General features: G+C 73.7%; 13 protein-coding genes and 1 tRNA gene. 9 read left to right on the top strand and 5 right to left on the bottom strand.

The window, feature by feature from the left end; genetic code table 11:
* Positions 1–3 precede the first annotated feature (3 nt).
* Positions 4–606 carry a TetR/AcrR family transcriptional regulator gene (locus QWJ13_RS22355; RefSeq protein ID WP_224285115.1) on the bottom strand — a complete coding sequence of 201 codons (603 nt, stop codon included), beginning with the start codon at positions 604–606 and terminating at the stop codon, positions 4–6.
* A 188-nt stretch (positions 607–794) separates the two neighbouring features.
* Positions 795–1,787, bottom strand: coding sequence for an acyl-CoA desaturase (locus QWJ13_RS22350; RefSeq protein WP_316526594.1), 993 nt, complete (start codon positions 1,785–1,787; stop codon positions 795–797).
* 246 nt (positions 1,788–2,033) lie between these two features.
* Between QWJ13_RS22350 and QWJ13_RS22345 the strand changes: the two genes are divergently transcribed.
* From QWJ13_RS22345 to QWJ13_RS22320, 6 genes are all read left to right on the top strand, one after another.
* Positions 2,034–2,104: transfer RNA gene (locus QWJ13_RS22345), tRNA-Gln, on the top strand.
* A gap of 144 nt (positions 2,105–2,248) precedes the next feature.
* Entirely contained in the window at positions 2,249–3,703 is a 1,455-nt protein-coding gene (gene glmU / locus QWJ13_RS22340) for a bifunctional UDP-N-acetylglucosamine diphosphorylase/glucosamine-1-phosphate N-acetyltransferase GlmU (RefSeq protein ID WP_316526593.1), read from the top strand.
* A 203-nt stretch (positions 3,704–3,906) separates the two neighbouring features.
* A complete protein-coding gene (locus tag QWJ13_RS22335) occupies positions 3,907–4,884 on the top strand; it encodes a ribose-phosphate diphosphokinase (protein ID WP_316526592.1) in 978 nt (325 codons plus the stop codon).
* 280 nt (positions 4,885–5,164) lie between these two features.
* Positions 5,165–5,752 carry a 50S ribosomal protein L25/general stress protein Ctc gene (locus tag QWJ13_RS22330; RefSeq protein WP_316526590.1) on the top strand — a complete coding sequence of 196 codons (588 nt, stop codon included), beginning with the start codon at positions 5,165–5,167 and terminating at the stop codon, positions 5,750–5,752.
* 109 nt (positions 5,753–5,861) lie between these two features.
* Positions 5,862–6,440, top strand: coding sequence for an aminoacyl-tRNA hydrolase (gene pth, locus QWJ13_RS22325; protein ID WP_316526589.1), 579 nt, complete (start codon positions 5,862–5,864; stop codon positions 6,438–6,440).
* Between the two features lie 136 nt (positions 6,441–6,576).
* A complete protein-coding gene (locus QWJ13_RS22320; protein WP_316526588.1) occupies positions 6,577–6,894 on the top strand; it encodes a hypothetical protein in 318 nt (105 codons plus the stop codon).
* Between the two features lie 69 nt (positions 6,895–6,963).
* On the opposite strand, the gene ppc is transcribed toward QWJ13_RS22320, so the two are convergent.
* Positions 6,964–9,762, bottom strand: a complete 2,799-nt coding sequence (gene ppc, locus QWJ13_RS22315; protein WP_316526587.1) for a phosphoenolpyruvate carboxylase — start codon at positions 9,760–9,762, stop codon at positions 6,964–6,966.
* Positions 9,763–10,021: 259 nt separating this feature from the next.
* On the opposite strand from ppc, the gene QWJ13_RS22310 reads away from it, so the two are divergent.
* Entirely contained in the window at positions 10,022–11,290 is a 1,269-nt protein-coding gene (locus QWJ13_RS22310) for a sensor histidine kinase (RefSeq protein ID WP_316526586.1), read from the top strand.
* 40 nt (positions 11,291–11,330) lie between these two features.
* Here the strand turns inward: QWJ13_RS22310 and QWJ13_RS22305 are convergent, their stop codons facing one another.
* Both QWJ13_RS22305 and QWJ13_RS22300 read right to left on the bottom strand, forming a co-directional pair.
* Entirely contained in the window at positions 11,331–11,792 is a 462-nt protein-coding gene (locus QWJ13_RS22305; RefSeq protein ID WP_316526585.1) for an SUKH-3 domain-containing protein, read from the bottom strand.
* 125 nt (positions 11,793–11,917) lie between these two features.
* A complete protein-coding gene (locus QWJ13_RS22300) occupies positions 11,918–12,379 on the bottom strand; it encodes a YwqJ-related putative deaminase (RefSeq protein ID WP_316526584.1) in 462 nt (153 codons plus the stop codon).
* Positions 12,380–12,777: 398 nt separating this feature from the next.
* On the opposite strand from QWJ13_RS22300, the gene QWJ13_RS22295 reads away from it, so the two are divergent.
* Both QWJ13_RS22295 and QWJ13_RS22290 read left to right on the top strand, forming a co-directional pair.
* Positions 12,778–13,779: an SMI1/KNR4 family protein gene (locus QWJ13_RS22295; protein ID WP_316526583.1), complete on the top strand. Its 1,002-nt coding sequence runs from the start codon at positions 12,778–12,780 to the stop codon at positions 13,777–13,779.
* A gap of 94 nt (positions 13,780–13,873) precedes the next feature.
* The gene (locus QWJ13_RS22290) at positions 13,874–16,516 is read left to right on the top strand and encodes an SUKH-4 family immunity protein (RefSeq protein WP_316526582.1); all 2,643 of its coding nucleotides are present in this window, start codon (positions 13,874–13,876) and stop codon (positions 16,514–16,516) included.
* Positions 16,517–16,697: the final 181 nt, after the last annotated feature.

Here is a 16,697-nt window from a genome sequence, read left to right as displayed (position 1 = left end):
CGGTCAGCCCTTGCGCTCGCCGACCAGCTTCGGGTGCCGCTCCAGGCCCTCCAGCCCGTGCCAGGCCAGGTTCACCAGGTGCGCCGCCACCGTGGCCTTGTCCGGCTTGCGGACCTCCAGCCACCACTGCCCGGTCAGCGCGACCATCCCGACCAGCATCTGCGAGTACATCGGCGCCAGCCGGGCGTCGAAGCCGCGGGACTTGAACTCCAGGCCCAGGATGTCCTCGACCTGGGTGGCGATGTCGCTGATCAGCGAGGCGAAGGTGCCGGTCGACTGGGCCACCGGGGAGTCCCGGACCAGGATCCGGAAGCCGTCCGTCGAGGTGTCGATGTAGTCCATCAGGGCGAACGCGGCCTGCTCCAGCAGCTCGCGCGAGTGCCCGCCGGTCAGCGCCCCGGTCACCATGTCGAGCAGCAGCTGCATCTCGCGGTCGACCACCACCGCGTACAGGCCCTCCTTGCCGCCGAAGTGCTCGTACACCACGGGCTTGGACACCCCGGCGCGCTCGGCGATCTCCTCCACCGAGGTGCCGTCGTAGCCGCGCTCCGCGAAGACCGTCCGGCCGATCTCCAGCAGCTGCTCGCGCCGCTGCTTGCCGGTCATCCGGACCCGGCCGCCCCGGCGGCGCGGGGTCGGGGCCGCTCCTCCTTCGGCGGGGCCGGCCGCCGGTGCAGCGGCCCGCGGACGGGTCGGCGCCGTAGCGGGTGCCGCGCCCGTCCGCGTGCTGTCATGACCGCCTGTGCTGTCTGCGCTGCTCCCGTTCACCCCTACATCATGCTGGAAGCGCCCCTTCATGCGGCGCGGCGGGCGGCGATCCGCTGCGCGTCCGGCCAACGGACGTCCCGGACCCAGCCGGCCAGCTCGAACCAGCGGATCAGCCGGGCCGAGGAGTCGATCTGCCCGCGCAGCACCCCGTGCCGGGCCGAGGTCGGGTCGGCGTGGTGCAGGTTGTGCCAGGACTCCCCGCAGGAGAGCACGGCGAGCCACCAGACGTTGCCGGAGCGGTCGCGGGAGCGGAACGGGCGCCGGCCAACGGCGTGGCAGATCGAGTTGATCGACCAGGTGACGTGGTGCAGCAGCGCCACCCGGACCAGCGAACCCCAGAAGAAGGCGGACAGGGCACCCTCCCAGGACAGGCTCACCAGGCCGCCGACCAGCGCGGGCAGCAGCAGCGAGATGGCGGTCCAGAGCCAGAACAGCCGGGAGATCCGCCGCAGGGCCGGGTCGCGGACCAGATCCGGGGCGTACTTGAGCTGCGGGGTCTGCTCCTCGTCGAACAGCCAGCCCATGTGGGCCCACCACAGGCCCTTCATCAGGGCCGGGACGCTCTCGCCGTAGCGCCACGGCGAATGGGGGTCGCCGTCCTTGTCGCTGAACCGGTGGTGCTTGCGGTGGTCGGCCACCCAGCGCACCAGCGGGCCCTCGACCGCGAGGCTCCCGGCGATCGCCAGGGCGAGGCGCATCGGGCGGTTGGCCTTGAACGCGCCGTGGGTGAAGTAGCGGTGGTAGCCGACGGTGACACCGTGGCAGGTGAGGAAGTACATGACGACGGTGATCGCGAGGTCCGTCCAGCCCAGGCCGCGGCCCCAGGCCACCGGGACGGCGGCGACCAGGGCGGCGAACGGCACGAGGATGAACAGGGAGAGCGCGATCCGCTCGGCCGGGCCCTGCTTCTCCCCGCCGCGGGTGGCGGAGAGCCGGGTGGCGGCGGTGTCGGGGCCGGTGGTCTGCCCAGTCTCGGTGGTCTGGGCGGTCTCGGTGGTCTCGCCTGCCTGGATGGTCATGGGCGTCCCTTTGCGGCGTCCCGGAACGGGACGGAAGCGGAGCTACGTTGGCGTAACCTACGGCATCGTAGGTTGCGCTCCGTGTCCAGGGGAACACGCGGATACGCGGCGGCCGGGTGAATTCACCCGGCCGGACGGATGAACCGAGGACCCCGTGGGTTCGGCGGAACGGCCCGGAATCGGGCGGTGGATCGCCGCAAGTCGTACCCACGGCAGGGCCGTCTCGGGTAGGGTCTGACACGACTGTCCGCCGTGGTGTAATGGCAGCACAGGGCCCTTTGGAGGCCTTTGTCTGGGTTCGAATCCTAGCGGCGGAGCCTCTGCACGCCTCGGGTTCGGGCGTTTTCCCCCGCGCCGGTATTGTCGGTGCTGCTCGGCGGACTGTGCGTATGGCGAACCGGCCTGGGTCCGGGCCGGGCCTGCTCTGCCCTCTCTGTGAACTTACCGAGGAGCCTCCCCGCATGGGTGCCAATTCGCTTGCCGCCGTTGTCGTGCTCGCCGCCGGTGGCGGGACCCGGATGAAGTCGAACAAGCTGCCCAAGGTGCTGCACGAGGTGTGCGGGCGCTCGCTGGTGGGTCACGCGGTCTCGGCGGCCCGGGAACTGACGCCCGGTGAGCTGGTCGTGGTGGTCGGCCACCAGCGCGAGCTGGTCGTGGAGCACCTGACGGAGCACTACCCGGCCGTGCGCACCGCGGTCCAGGCGGAGCAGAACGGCACCGGGCACGCCGTGCGCGTGGCGCTGGAGTCGCTGGCCGCCGACGGCGTGGCGCTGGACGGCACCGTCATCGTCACCTACGGGGACTCGCCGCTGCTGACCGTGGAGACCCTGCGCCAGCTGGCCCAGTCGCACGAGGCCCAGCAGAACGGCGGCACCGTGCTGACCGCCGTCGTCCCCGAGCCGTACGGCTACGGGCGCATCCTGCGGGACGAGGACGGCACCGTCCTGTCGATCGTCGAGGAGCGCGACGCCACCGCCACCCAGCGCTCGATCGCCGAGATCAACTCGGGTGTCTACGCCTTCGACGCCAAGCTGCTGATCGAGGCGCTCGGCAAGATCACCACGGACAACTCGCAGGGCGAGGAGTACCTGACCGACACCCTGCAGATCCTGCGCGAGGCGGGCCACCGGGTCGGCGCCGTGGTGGCCGAGGACCACCGGGACATCCTGGGCATCAACGACCGGGTCCAGCTGGCGCAGGCCCGCCGGCTGCTGAACGACCGCCTGCTGGAGCGGGCGATGCGCGCGGGCGTCACCGTGGTGGACCCGGCGACCACCTGGTTCGACGTGCAGGTCAGCTACGAGCCGGACGCCGTCGTGCTGCCCAACACCCAGCTCCAGGGCGCCACGCACCTGGGCGAGGGCTGCGAGGTGGGCCCGAACTCGACCCTCAAAGACACCCTGGTCGGCGCCGGCGCCCGGGTGAGCAACACCACGGCCGACCGCGCCGAGGTGGGCGAGCTGGCCACCGCCGGCCCGTACGCCTACCTGCGGCCGGGCGCCAAGCTGGCCCGCAAGGCGAAGGTCGGCACCTACGTCGAGGTGAAGAACTCCGAGCTGGGTGAGGGCGCCAAGGTGCCGCACCTGTCCTACATCGGTGACGCCACGATCGGCGAGGGCACCAACATCGGCGCCGCCTCGGTCACCGTGAACTACGACGGCGTGAACAAGCACCGCACGGTCATCGGTGCGCACTGCCGTACGGGATCGGACAATATGTTCATCGCTCCGGTCACCGTCGGTGACGGCGCTTACACCGGCGCCGGCTCGGTGATCACCGCCGACGTCCCGGCCGGGGCGCTCGGCGTGAGCCGCGCCACCCAGCGCAACATCGAGGGCTGGGTCGAGCGCAAGCGCCCCGGGACGGTATCCGCGCAGGCCGCGAAGGCCGCGCCGGACAACGCCGAACAGGCCTGAGTCGGGGCCTCGGGGCCCGGGGGCCGGGTCCCGAGGCGGACGGTTTCTGCGCGGGCGCGTAACCTTGGGGACATACGTGCGCCACTGGGCTTACCGCCCGTGTCCAGGCGTACCGACATTTCCCCTACCCGTGCCGCGAGCGGGCCCTGCCTGCCCGTCGCCGGGTCGAGGGTTCAGCGTCCGCAACGCGAGGAGACGGTGCAGTGAGCGGGATCACGACGTCGGGTGAGAAGAAGCTGAAGCTCTTCTCCGGCCGTGCCCACCCGGAGCTGGCGAGGGAGGTGGCCGAGGCGCTCGGGACCGAGCTGGTCCCCACCAAGGCCCTGGACTTCGCCAACGGCGAGATCTACGTCCGTTTCCTGGACTCCGCGCGTGGCGCGGACTGCTTCGTGATGCAGAGCCACACGGCTCCCATCAACCAGTGGATCATGGAACAGCTGATCATGATCGATGCTCTGAAGCGGGCCTCCGCCAAGAGCATCACCGCGATCCTGCCGTTCTACGGCTACGCCCGCCAGGACAAGAAGCACCTCGGCCGCGAGCCCATCTCGGCCCGGCTGATCGCCGACCTGCTGCGCCAGGCCGGTGCCGACCGCCTGATGGCGGTGGACCTGCACACCGCGCAGATCCAGGGCTTCTTCGACGGCCCGGTCGACCACCTGTTCGCGCTGCCGCTGCTGGCCGACTACATCGGCGAGAAGGTGGACCGCTCCAAGCTGACCGTCGTCTCGCCGGACGCCGGCCGCGTGAAGGTCGCCGACCAGTGGTGCGACCGGCTGGACGCCCCGCTGGCGATCATCCACAAGCGCCGCGACATCACCCAGGCCAACACCATCCTGTCGGCCGACGTCGTCGGTGACGTCAAGGACCGGGTCTGCGTGCTGGTCGACGACATGATCGACACCGCCGGCACCATCTGCGCCGCGGCCGACGCGCTGTTCGACAACGGTGCCGCGGACGTCGTGGTGGCGGCCACCCACGGTGTGCTCTCCGGCCCGGCCGCGGACCGGCTGAAGAACTCGCGGGTGAGCGAGTTCGTGTTCACCAACACGCTGCCCACCCCGGCCTCGATCCAGCTGGACAAGATCACCACCCTGTCCATCGCCCCGTCGATCGCCGCCGCGATCCGCGAGGTGTTCGAAGAGGGCTCGGTGACCAGCCTCTTCGAGGGCGTGCACTGACGAAGGCCCGTGCAGGCGGCCCCGGTTCCGACGGACCGGGGCCGCCGCCGATTTCGCGGGAGGCCGCTGGTGCGGTTAGACTCGTGAAACTGCTCGGCGAGGGATGCCGTGTGCCTGTTCGACGGGCGCCCGCTCCGTGATCGACGCGCTGCCGGTGGCGGAATCCCGTCCCCTGGCAGGCCGTTGCCGCCGAGTGACCCCCGAACGTACTGAGGGTGTGGTCCCGGCGGTTTTTCGCGTTGCCTGCACCCCCGCGCCACTTTCCATGAGGAGTGCAGTCGTGTCCGAGATCCGTATTGCCGCTGAGACCCGTTCCGAGTTCGGCAAGGGTGCCGCCCGTCGTGCCCGCCGCGCCGGCTTCGTCCCCGGTGTCGTCTACGGCCACGGCCACGCCCCGGTTCACCTGAACCTGCCCGGCCACGACCTGATGATGGCCCTGAAGACCCCGAACGCCCTGCTGGTCGTTCCGATCGAGGGCAAGGACGAGTACGTCCTGCCGAAGGCCGTCCAGCGCGAGGCCATCAAGCGCACCATCGAGCACGTCGACCTGCTGCTGGTCAAGCGCGGCGAGAAGGTCACCGTCGAGATCCCGGTCCACACCGAGGGCGAGCTGGCCCCCGGCGGCAACCTGCTTGAGCACGTGCTGAACGCCCTGCCGATCGAGGCCGAGGCCACCCACCTGCCCGAGTCCGTCACCGTCTCGGTCGAGGGCCTGGAGGCCGGTGCCTCCATCCACGCCAAGGACATCGTCCTGCCGGCCGGCGTCTCCCTGGCCGTCGAGGCCGACGCCGTCGTCCTCCAGGTCATCGGCGCCCAGGCCGCCCCGGCCGAGGACGAGGCCGCCGAGGCCGAGGGCGCCGAGGCCTGAGCCTCGCGTCACTAGCTGAGACCGCTGCCCCGGTCGCTCCCGCTGGAGCGGCCGGGGCAGCGGTGTGTCCGGGATGATGACGACGAGCGCGAAGGAGAGGACGAGCGGCATGGCGGACGAGTACGAGGGCCCGTGGCTGGTGGTGGGGCTGGGCAACCCCGGGGAGCAGTACGCCCGGAACCGGCACAACATCGGCTTCATGGTGGTGGACCTGCTGGCGCAGCGGATGGGCGCCAAGTTCAAGGCGCACAAGAGCCGGGCGCAGGTGGCCGAGGGGCGGCTGGCCGGCAAGCGGGTGGTGCTGGCCAAGCCGATGTCCTTCATGAACCTCTCCGGCGGGCCGGTGACGGCGCTGCGCGACTTCTACAAGGCGCCGGCCTCGGCGCTGATCGCGGTCCACGACGAGCTGGACATCGACTACGCGGCGCTGCGGCTGAAGCTGGGCGGCGGGGACAACGGCCACAACGGGCTGAAGTCGATCACCAAGTCGCTGGGTCCGGACTACCACCGGGTGCGCTGCGGGATCGGCCGTCCGCCGGGCCGGATGGAGGTCGCGGACTTCGTGCTGAAGGACTTCTCCTCGACCGAGCGCAAGGAGCTGGAGTGGTTCGTGGACCGCTCGGCGGACGCGGTGGAGGCGCTGCTGTCCGAGGGGCTGGAGCGGGCGCAGGGCACCTACAACTCCTGACCCGTCGTCAAGACCGGGTCAGGGGTACGCAACGGTCGTACAACGCTTGCCCGTCCAAACCTGAATCCGTGTGAGAACCCTGTGCGGGATCGGATAGCGTCGGCCTGGTACGCGAACGAGTCCTGGGGAGTTCTCCATGCGGGGATTGCGTCCGGTCCGCCGAGTGCGACGCGGCCGGGTGGGTGGGCTGAAGCAGCTCGGGCGGCGGGTCGGTACGGCCGGTGCGCTGGGGGCGGCCGGGGTCCTGCTGTCGGGCGGCGCGGTGGCACACGCGGAGCCGGTGGCGGAGCCCGACCCGGCGATCTCGCCGGAGCCCGCGGCGGCGCAGTTCGGGCCGGTGCTCGGCGATTCGATGGGCCCCGACGCGGGGCTGCTGGCGGTCGGCGGCGGCCTGGTGGTGGCGGCCGGCGGTGCGGCGCTCTGGTTGAAGCGCCGACGCGCGGGCGAGGAGTAGACAGCAGGAACGGCCGAGGGCCGGTGTCCCGGACGGGGACACCGGCCCTCGGCCGTTCTGCCGGGTGGGTCAGCCGGTGTTGCGCAGGCCGGCGGCGATGCCGTTGACGGTCAGCAGCAGCGCGCGGGCGCGCAGCGGGTCGTCGTGGCGTCCGGCCGAGAGCTCCTCGCGCTGGCGGCGCAGCAGCGCGACCTGGAGGTAGGAGATCGGGTCGAGGTAGGCGTCGCGGACCGCGAAGGTCTGCTTCAGCACCGGGTTGTGCTCCAGCAGCTCGCTCTCGCCGGTGAGCCGGAGCACCTCGCGCAGGGTGAGGGCGTGCTCGGCCTTGATCTCGTCGAAGACGTGCCACAGCTCGCCGGGCACCAGCTGCTCGACGTAGTGGCCGGCGATCCGCAGGTCGGTCTTGGCCAGCGTCATGGCGACGTTGGACAGGAAGTTGCGGAAGAAGTGCCACTCGCCGTACATCTCGTCCAGGACGTCGCCCAGGCCCGCCGCGCGGGCGGCGGCCAGGCCGGAGCCGACGCCGTACCAGCCGGGGACGATCTGCCGGGACTGGGTCCAGCCGAACACCCACGGGATGGCCCGCAGGCCGTCCAGGCCGGCGCCGGAGTCGGGGCGGCGGGACGGGCGGGAACCCAGGTGCAGCGAGGCGAGCTGGTCGACCGGGGTGGCGGCGAAGAAGTACTTCGGCAGGTCCTCCTGCTCGACCAGGGCGCGGTACGAGGTGTGGGCGGCCTCGGAGACCCGGTCCATCGCGGCGTCCCAGCGGGCCAGCGACTCGGGGGCCTGGCGCGGGGCGGTGTGCAGCGCCGAGGCGGAGAGCGTGGCGGAGATGGTCAGCTCAAGGTTCTCCCGGGCGAGGGAGGGGAGCAGGTACTTGTCGGAGATGACCTCGCCCTGCTCGGTGACCTTGATCTCGCCCTCCAGGGTGCCCCACGGCTGGGCCAGGATGGCCTCGTGCGAGGGGCCGCCGCCGCGGCCGACGGTGCCGCCGCGGCCGTGGAACAGGCGCAGCCGGATGCCGTAGCGGTGGGCGACGTCGCGCAGCCGGCGCTGGGCGCGGTGGATCTCCCACTGGGAGGTGGTGATGCCGCCGAACTTGGAGGAGTCGGAGTAGCCGAGCATGACTTCCTGGACGTCGCCGCGCAGCGAGACGAGCAGGCGGTAGGACGGGTCGGAGAGCATCTCGTCGAGGATGCGGTCGGCCTGCTGGAGTTCCTCGGTGGTCTCCAGCAGCGGCACGATGCCGATCTTGGCGAGGCCCGCGTGCAGGTCGATCAGGCCGGCCTCGCGGGCCAGTACGGCGGCGGCGAAGACGTCGTCGGCGCCCTGGCACATGGAGATGATGTAGCTCTCGACGATCTCGTCGCCGAAGCGCTCGAAGCCCTCGCGGATGGTGTTGAAGACACCGAGGGTCTTGGCGCCGGCCTCGTCCAGCGGGGCCGGGGTGGGGGCGAGCGGGCGGCGCGAGCGGAGCTCCTTGGCGAGCAGCCGCTGCCGGTACTCGCGGGGCATGTCGGCGTAGCGCCAGGCCTCCTCGCCGAGCCGGTCGAAGAGCTGGCCGAGGGCGTGGTGGTGGGCCTCGGCGTGCTCGCGCACGTCCATGGTGGCGAGCTGGAGGCCGAAGGCCTCGACGGTGCGGATGGCGCGGGCCAGGCGGCCGTCGGCGATCAGCTCGCCGCGGTGGGCGCGCAGCGATTCCTGGATCAGCCGCAGGTCGGCGATCAGCTCGCGGGTGCCGAGGTAGTCGCGGCCCTCGACGTGCGGGGTGCCGCCGGCCAGCCGCTCGCGGGTGTTCTCCAGCTTGAGCCGGATGCAGGTGGCCTTGAGGCGGTACGGCTCCTCGGCGTTCATCCGCTTGTAGCGCGGGCTGAGTTCGGGGAGCAGGTGCAGGTCGGTGTTGAGCGAGGCGAGCAGTTCGACCGAGGCGCCGGCCAGCCGCTCGGAGGTGGAGAGGGTGTTGCGCAGGTCGTCGATCGCGGCGAGCGCGTCCTTGATGCCGTACTCGTGCTGGAGGTTGAGGACGTCCCAGGTGACCTGCGGGGTGACGTTGGGGTTGCCGTCGCGGTCGCCGCCGATCCAGGTGCCGAAGGTGAGCGGCCGGACGCCGTCGGGCAGGCTGAGGCCGACCCGGGCGAGCTCCTCGTGCAGCTCCTCCAGGACCTCGGGGACGGCCTCGCGGTAGAGCTCGTCCAGGTAGTAGACGGCGTTGCGGGCCTCGTCGGTGGGCTCGGGGCGGGCGATGCGCAGTTCGTCGGTCTGCCAGAGCAGGTCGATGACCTCGGCCAGGCGGCGGTCGGCGGAGCGCTTGGCGCTGCTGGTGCGGGCCTGGTCGGCGGCGGCCAGGCCGGAGGTGACCTCGTCGCGGTGGATGCGGTCGAGGAGCTCGCCGATCCGGCGCAGCTTGTTGAGGACGCTGCGGCGGGCGGCCTCGGTGGGGTGCGCGGTGAAGACCGGGCGGACCGCGAGGTGGGCCAGGGTGTCCTGGAGGTGCTTGGCGTCGGCCTCGGCGAGCTGGTCGGCGGTCTGCGCGAGCAGCGAGCCCTCGCGGGCGCGGCGGGTGGCGAACTCGCGGCCGCGGTGCACCTGCTCGGTGACGTTGGCGAGGTGGAAGTAGGTGGAGAAGGCCCGGACGAGCTTGGCGGCGGTGTCCAGGTCGATGTCGGAGAGGAGTTCGGCGGTGGCCTCGCCGTCGGTGCGGCTGAGCAGGCGGACCTGTTCGACCAGGCCCAGCAGCTGGGGGCCTTCCTGACGGACCAGCGTCTCGCCGAGCAGGTCGCCGAGGCGACGGATGTCCGCGCGCAGGGCGGCGTTGTCGGCGACGACGGGCGTGGTGCTGTCCGCCGGGGTGGGGACCGGAGCGGTCACGGCTGGCTCCCTGTGGTGGTGGGGTTCGGCAACGGCTCATCGTCACGGTTCCACACGGCTGTGGCGGGTGTGACGCGTGCGGACCGCGCTGTCCGACGCGACCAGCATAGGTGTCGGGGCCTGCGCTGTCCGCGAGGTGGCCGGATGGCGGACAGGGCCGCCGAAAACCACCTGTGGTCTGGACCACTTGACGGCCCGTGGGGGTGTGGCGGGCAATCCCGGTGGGGAGGGGACGATGATGCCGCTTACGCTGTGGGGCATGAGCAAGTCGCCTGGGGAGCGCGTGCCGGTCCGGTGGTTCTGGTGGTGGAAGCGGCCGCGCAGCGCTTTCCTGGACGTCGGGCTGGCACTGCTGGCCGCGGTGGAGTGCGTGGTCGGCACGATCGCCTTCTTCTCCGCCCGGATCCACGTCAGCACCCTCGGCGCGGTGGGCATAGCCGTGCTCGGCACGGTGGCCGGCGGCTCGCTGGTGGTGCGCCGGCGCTGGCCGGCCGTCCCGGTGCTGGTGACGCTGCTGGTGATGCCCGGGATGCTGGGCGTGGTGCTGCTGGTGGTGTCGCTGTACACGCTGGCGTCGACCTGGGAGTGGCCCACCCGGCGGCGGCGGGTGGTGGCGCTGTCCACCCTGGCCTTCGCCGAGGCGGCCGCCGTGATGGCGGTGTCGCTGATGACGGTCGGCGACTCCCCGGTGGAGCCGCCGCCGCTGTGGGGCCAGATCCTGCTGTCGGTGATGGTGGCCGTCGGGCTGGCGGTCGCTCCGGTGGTGACCGGACTGTACGTGGGCGCCCGGCGGCGGCTGATCGAGTCGCTCCAGGACCGGGCGCACGGCCTGGAGACCGAGCTGGACCTGCTGGCCGAGCAGGCGCAGGAGCGGGCCCGCCGGGCCCGGCTGGAGGAGCGCACCCGGATCGCCCGGGAGATGCACGACGTGGTGGCGCACCGGGTGTCGCTGATGGTGGTGCACTCCGGGGCGCTGGAGCGGATCGTCCTCAAGGACCCGGAGAGGGCCGCGCAGAGCGCCAAGCTGATGGGCGAGGTGGGCCGGCAGGCGCTGAACGAGTTGCGCGAGATCCTCGGGGTGCTGCGGATGGACGACCCGCGGCAGCCGGAACCGGACTCGCTGGCCGGACTGCCGCGGCTGGTGGAGCAGTCCCGGGCGGCCGGGATGGCGGTGACGCTGACGGTCAGCGGCAGCCGGCAGGAGTTCACCGGCGAGGCCGAGCAGACCGCCTACCGGGTCGTCCAGGAGGGCCTGACCAACGCGCACAAGCACGCGGGCGGCGCGCAGGTGTCGGTGCTGCTCTCGTACGCGCCGAACGGGGTGCGGGTGGCCGTGGTGAACGCCTGCCCGGGCGGGGAGAAGGGCGCGGCGCAGCTGCCCAGCGGGGGCAACGGGCTGGTCGGGATGCGGGAGCGGGTGATCGCGCTGGGCGGCACCTTCTCCTCCGGGCCGGAGGCGGACGGGGGCTTCCGGATCGAGGCGGTGCTGCCGTCGCGGCTGGCGGTGCGGGCCGAGCGGTTGGGCTGAGCCCGGCGGCTGCTCTGAGCCTGGCGGCTGCCGGCCGCGCTCAGTACCCGTCCGGGGTGCGCAGCCGCTCCGGGACGGTGCCCAGGACCAGCGTGGAGATCGCCTGGTCGATGCCGTGGCCGAGGAACCACTCGCCGGCGTGGTCCAGGCTGTACACCCGGCCCTCCTCGTCGACGGCCAGCAGCGCCTGCCCGTACGCCTCCTCGCCGAGCGGGGCCAGCCGGCTGCCCAGTGCCCGGCCGAGGTCGAGCAGGGTGCGCGGCTGGTGCAGGCCGCACAGCGGGTCGATCAGGAACGGGGTGCGGGCCAGCCGGCGGCCGGGGCCGGACAGGTCGAAGGCGAGGCCGCCGAACTCGGCCCAGGCCTCCACCGCCGCCGGGAACACCGCGTGCCGGACGCCGGTGGGCGCGCCGTACCCGACCAGGGTGTCGGCCCACTCCTCGGCCTGCCGGATCTGCCAGCGGCCGGGGTGCCAGCCGGCCGCCTTGAGCTCGGCGGCCACGTCGGCGGCGAAGCGCGGGCGGGTCCGGGGGCCGGCCGGGGAGAGGGTGGCCGGTGCGGGCGGGATCGGCGGGTTCAGGGCGGGCTCCAGGGCTGGGGGGCAGGGGGCGTTCGGTGCTCGGCCGGTCAGTGCGCGGGCGGCCCGACGGCGACGCTCCGTACGGTGAAGTGCTCCAGCATCGGAGCGCAGGAGCGGCACGGCGGGGCGTGGCTGCCGTGGGCCGGGTCGCCCTCCTCGCGGATGCGCACGGTCGTCATCCGGGAGCCCTTGAGCGCCTTGCGGGCCTCGTGCAGGGTCATCGGCTTGCGGGCGGCGCGCTTGGAGCGCTTGCCGTCGACCGTGGTCAGGTACTGGGAGAGCAGGACGGCCTCGGGGCAGCATCCGGTGAACCGCTCGCGGGCCTCCCGCGGCAGGGCGTCCAGGAATTCGGCGACCAGGTGGTGCAGGACCGGGCGGCGCGGGTCCTTGGCGCCCGCCAGGGTGTGCACCTCGCCGCCCTTGAGCGACAGCGCGGCGGCGACGGCGGGCAGCAGACTGTCGCGGTGGTGGCGCAGCACGGGCGGGCCCGCCGGCTCACCGGTGGTCATCCGTCCTCCTCCTCGTCGTGACACGGCGTGGGCCGGCGTGGGCCGGCGTGACCGGGCCGGTCCGGGGCAAGCCTGTCAAACGACACCGACAACCGCACATCCGGGGTGCGGCGGCGGCCGGCGCCGCGACGGACCTGCCGGGCGGTCACCCGATCCTGACCGAATGCACACGTCCTCGTCATGACTTGTCCGCTGATCTACCGAAACGGCCTCCGGGCCGGGGCGCGGCCGGTACCGTGCGGGCAACTCGCCCCGGTGCGGCCCCTGTTGACGGCGGTCGGCGGGCGTCCGCGGCGTGGCCTCCCCGGCCGTGCGCCTGCCGGACGGGGGATTGAGGGCAGGGCCTAGGCTGGTGCCCAGCAAGCACCGTATTTGCAGCAGCCAGTGGGGGCTCCCAGATGACGACAGGTCGGCCCGGCGTCGCCGCCGCACCGAACGCGGCGTACGCAGGTCAGGTGGTGCACTTCCCGGACCCGGTCCGCGCGGAGCGGCACCCCGCCGGGGTCAGGGTGGACGAGTACGGCTACCCGGACTTCGGCCCGTACGCCGCCGCCGCGGCCGAGGTGGCCGACCCGCCGGACGGCTTCGGCGTGGACGAGCTGCGGCTGACCGACTACGTCTCGGCGAACGCCGCGCTCTACACCCAGGGCCACCCGCTCTGGGCCGACCTGACGACCGCCGTCGCCACCCCGGCCGGCTGGACCTGGCACCACGCGGTCGGCCGGGCCGCCCCCGGCTGGCGCCGCATGGAGCTCGTCCCGGTCGAGGTCAAGGCGCTGCTGCGGCACCACGGCGGCCTGGCCACCTCCGGCGCCGACCACACCCGCCGCGGCACCCGCCCCCTGCAGGAACGCCGTCCGGTGCACTTCTCGCTGGCCGGGGACGGCGGCGACCCGATCGGCGTCCCCGAGGACCTGGTGCAGCGCGCCGAGCAGCGCCTCGGCTACCGGCTGCCCGACGCCTACCGCACCTTCCTCAAGCTGGGCGGCGGCCGCGCCCCGGTCGGCGTGGGGCTGGACGTCGAGCTCGGACTGCTGCTCGACCAGCCGTTCCTGACGCTCACCGAGGAGTACGGCACCACGGACCTGGTGTACGCCAACAAGTGCCTGCGCGACCACCTCACCAAGGACTTCCTGGGCATCGCCTACGCCCAGGGCGGGCTGGTCGCGCTCAAGGTGCGCGGCGAGCGGGCCGGCTCGGTCTGGTTCCACCTGTACGACGACGCCCGCGACACCGGCGCCCCGGAGGCCCCGGAGAGCCGCTGCGCGCGGCTGCTGCTGCCCTGCGGGGAGGACTTCGACGCCTTCCTGCTGCGGCTGGCGGGCAGCCCGCCGGAGCTGGAGACGGTCGCGGAGCTGATGGTGGACGGCGGGTTCGCCCGGGCCGTCCCGATGGGCTGAGGCACGTGGTCGCGGTGGTGTCGGTGATCACGGTGGGACCGGGCGTGCCGGTGGAACGGGGGACGAAGAGGATGCGGACAGGGGTGAACCGGGCGTGGTGACGTACGCGCAGGCGCAGGAGCTCGCCGACGAGTGGATCAACGGCGGGGTGCCGCGCTCGCAGCAGCGCGAGGTGCGGGTCCGGGAGTTCGACCTGGGCTTCGTCTGCTGGGCGGTGGCGCCCGCGGGCCCGGCCGACGGCACGGGCGGTGCGGGCGGCGGCTCGGGGGAGGCGCGGCTGGTGATCGCCCGGGACTCGGGCGCCAGCACGCTGTGGCCCGCGCTGCCCGTCAACGAGGTGGTCCGGCAGTTCGAGGAGATCTACGGGCGGCCGGTGGCGGCCAACCCGGCTGGGGCGGCGAAGCCCGCGCCCGGGCCGGTGGAGGCGACGTCCTTCCTGCTCAGCCCGCCGCAGTGGCTCCAGGAAGCGGGGGCCGCGGCGATCGCGGCGGAGGCGGAACGGCTGGGGACGGCTCCGGCGGGTGCCGCCGTTGCCGCGCCCGCTGCCGTTCCCGTACCCGCTGCTGTCGCCGAGCCCGTCGAGGAGCCGCCCGTCGCGGCGCCGCCCGCCTTCGTGCCGCAGTCCGCGCCGGCCGTGCTGACCGAGCCGCCGGTCTCCGAGCGGCCCGCCGGGGACGCGCCGACCATGCTCGCGCCGCCGCCCGGGCACGAGGAGCCGGGTCAGGCCCCGCTGCCCTCCCAGCCTCCTGTGCCACAGGCCGCTGCTCCGGTGGCGCCCGCCCCGGCCCCGGACGGGGACGAGGCCGGGACCGTCCTGAGGTCCGAGGGGCTGCGGACCAGCGGCTCGGACCTGCCGGAGGCCGCCGCCCCGGTGGCCGCCGAGGCCGCGACCATGCTGATGCCGCCGACCGGTGGGACCGGGGGCTACGGCATGCCGCCGGTGCCGCCTGCGGCCCCGCAGGCCGCTGCCCCGCAGGCCCCCGCTCCCGTTCCGGCTCCCGCTCCGGCCGCCGAGCCGGCGCCGACGCTGCTCGCGCCGCCGGACGCCATGCCCGGACTGATGGGCCTGCCGGGCGCCCCGGCCGCACCGCCCGTCGGCGGCCCGCAGGTGGAGCACGCGCCGACCATGCTGGCCCCGCCCGGCGGGGTGCCCGGCCTGGCCGGGATGCCGGGTGCTCCGGGCCCCGGTGCCCCCGTCCCCGGCGCGCCCGAGGGCGCGGTGCCGCCGCCCGGCCTCGGCCGGGGTGCGGCCTCGGCCCCGCCGCCGCCCCCGCCGGCCGCGCTGCGCGGCGGCCCCGCCGGGTCCCTCGGCGCGGGCGCCGGACCGGGCCGGGGTGCCTCCGTCCCGCCGCCGCCCCCGCCCGCCGAGCTGAAGCACACCCCGGGTGCCGGCACGCCCATCGCCCACCCCGGCGGCCGCGGGGCCGACTCCGCCCCGCCGCCCCCGCCCCCGGCGGGCCTGCGGGGCGGTGACGCCCCGGCTCCGGCCCCTGCTCCTGCTCCGCAGGGCGGTCCGGCCGCGTCCGGGATGGCGTACGAGGCGACCCAGCTGGCGAACGCGATCGACCCGGCGCTGCTGAGCGGCCCGGCGGACCCGGGCACCCCGCCCTCCGGCGGCCCGGCCGTCCCGCCGCCGCCCGGCGGTCCGGCGGCCCCCGCCGCGCCCGCGGCCGGCTACGGCTACCCGAACGCGGCCGGTGCCCCCGGGGTCGTCCCGCCGGCGGCGTCCCCCGGCGCGCCGCAGCCCGCGCCGGTGCCCCCGGGCGTGCCCGCGGTCGGCCCGGGGTACTTCGCCGCGCTCAGCTACCGGGGCCCGGACGGCTCGGAGCAGAAGCTGCTGCACCGCAGCGAGCCCGGCACCCCGCACCCGGAGTGGAAGATCCTCCAGGACCTGCGGCGGCTCAACGTGCCGCCGGAGCAGGTGCTGGAGCTCTACACCGAGCTGGAGTCCTGCGACCTGCCGGGCGGCTACTGCAACCGCATGATCGCCGCGTCCTGGCCGAACGTCCGGCTCACCCACACCGCCCCGTACGGCCGGGACCACGCCTCCCGGCAGGCCGGGATGGCCGAGCTGCTCGACCACCTGGACGAGCTGCACCAGCTGGCCTCCGGCGCCCAGCGGGTCCGCCCGTTCCGGGCGCCGCTGCCCGCGCCCGGGACGGTCCAGCCGCTGCCGCCGATCCCGCCGCAGCAGCTCGCCCAGGAGGTCGGCACCGCCTTCGGGCAGAACCTGTTCCGCTACGAGCAGCGCGCCGTCTCCCGCCAGGGCGTGCCCGAGCCGGTGTCCCAGACCCTGATGTGGGCGGGGCTGCCGCGCGACTTCGGGCCGTTCTTCTGGGCGCAGGCGCAGGAGGGCCGTCCGATCCCGACGCTCGCCGAGCTGGCCGCCGAGCGCGGCCTCGCCCAGGGCCCGGACTTCGGCGGCTACCTGGTGCTCGGCAACGACTACGGCCGCCAGCTGTGCGTCCAGTACGGCACCGCGAACGTGGTCGCCGTGGAGGTCGACGGAACCGGCCAGCCGCCCCGGTTCGTCAACAGCGGTGTACCGGAGTTCGTCCGCTCGCTGGCCCTGCTGGGCCGGATGTGGCGACTGCGGTACGGGCTGACGCCGGAGCAGGCCGGTCGCTGGACGACCGACTTCCAGGCCCAGCTCGCCGCGATCGACCCGGCGGCCCTGCAGAGCGCGGACACCTGGTGGGCCGTGCTGCTGGAGCAGTTCTGGGACGGCCTGCTGTAGCGGACCGTCACCGATCTTCGCAGGTGGGAGGGGTCGTTCCGGTGTCCGGGACGACCCCTCCGGCATGCCGCCGCAGCTGTGCCTCATTGGGGTTTCGCCCGGATCTGCGCAAAATAGGTCAAGAGGATGGGTCTATCCGTCCCGTCCTCGACATATTCCGGTCCGTACGGCGACGGAATCC

The sequence above is a fragment of the Kitasatospora brasiliensis genome, assembly GCF_032654805.1.
Taxonomy (GTDB): domain Bacteria; phylum Actinomycetota; class Actinomycetes; order Streptomycetales; family Streptomycetaceae; genus Kitasatospora; species Kitasatospora brasiliensis.
The sequence above is the reverse complement of the archived record's forward strand: the minus strand, read 5'-3'. Positions and strand labels throughout refer to the sequence as shown.

Excerpts from the sequence above, each read along its gene's own strand:
- QWJ13_RS22355 (WP_224285115.1), bottom strand. The coding sequence starts at position 606 with ATGACCGGCAAGCAGCGGCGCGAGCAGCTGCTGGAGATCGGCCGGACG.
- QWJ13_RS22350 (WP_316526594.1), bottom strand. The coding sequence starts at position 1,787 with ATGACCATCCAGGCAGGCGAGACCACCGAGACCGCCCAGACCACCGAG.
- glmU (WP_316526593.1), top strand. The coding sequence starts at position 2,249 with ATGGGTGCCAATTCGCTTGCCGCCGTTGTCGTGCTCGCCGCCGGTGGC.
- pth (WP_316526589.1), top strand. The coding sequence starts at position 5,862 with ATGGCGGACGAGTACGAGGGCCCGTGGCTGGTGGTGGGGCTGGGCAAC.
- QWJ13_RS22320 (WP_316526588.1), top strand. The coding sequence starts at position 6,577 with ATGCGGGGATTGCGTCCGGTCCGCCGAGTGCGACGCGGCCGGGTGGGT.
- QWJ13_RS22310 (WP_316526586.1), top strand. The coding sequence starts at position 10,022 with ATGAGCAAGTCGCCTGGGGAGCGCGTGCCGGTCCGGTGGTTCTGGTGG.
- QWJ13_RS22300 (WP_316526584.1), bottom strand. The coding sequence starts at position 12,379 with ATGACCACCGGTGAGCCGGCGGGCCCGCCCGTGCTGCGCCACCACCGC.
- QWJ13_RS22295 (WP_316526583.1), top strand. The coding sequence starts at position 12,778 with ATGACGACAGGTCGGCCCGGCGTCGCCGCCGCACCGAACGCGGCGTAC.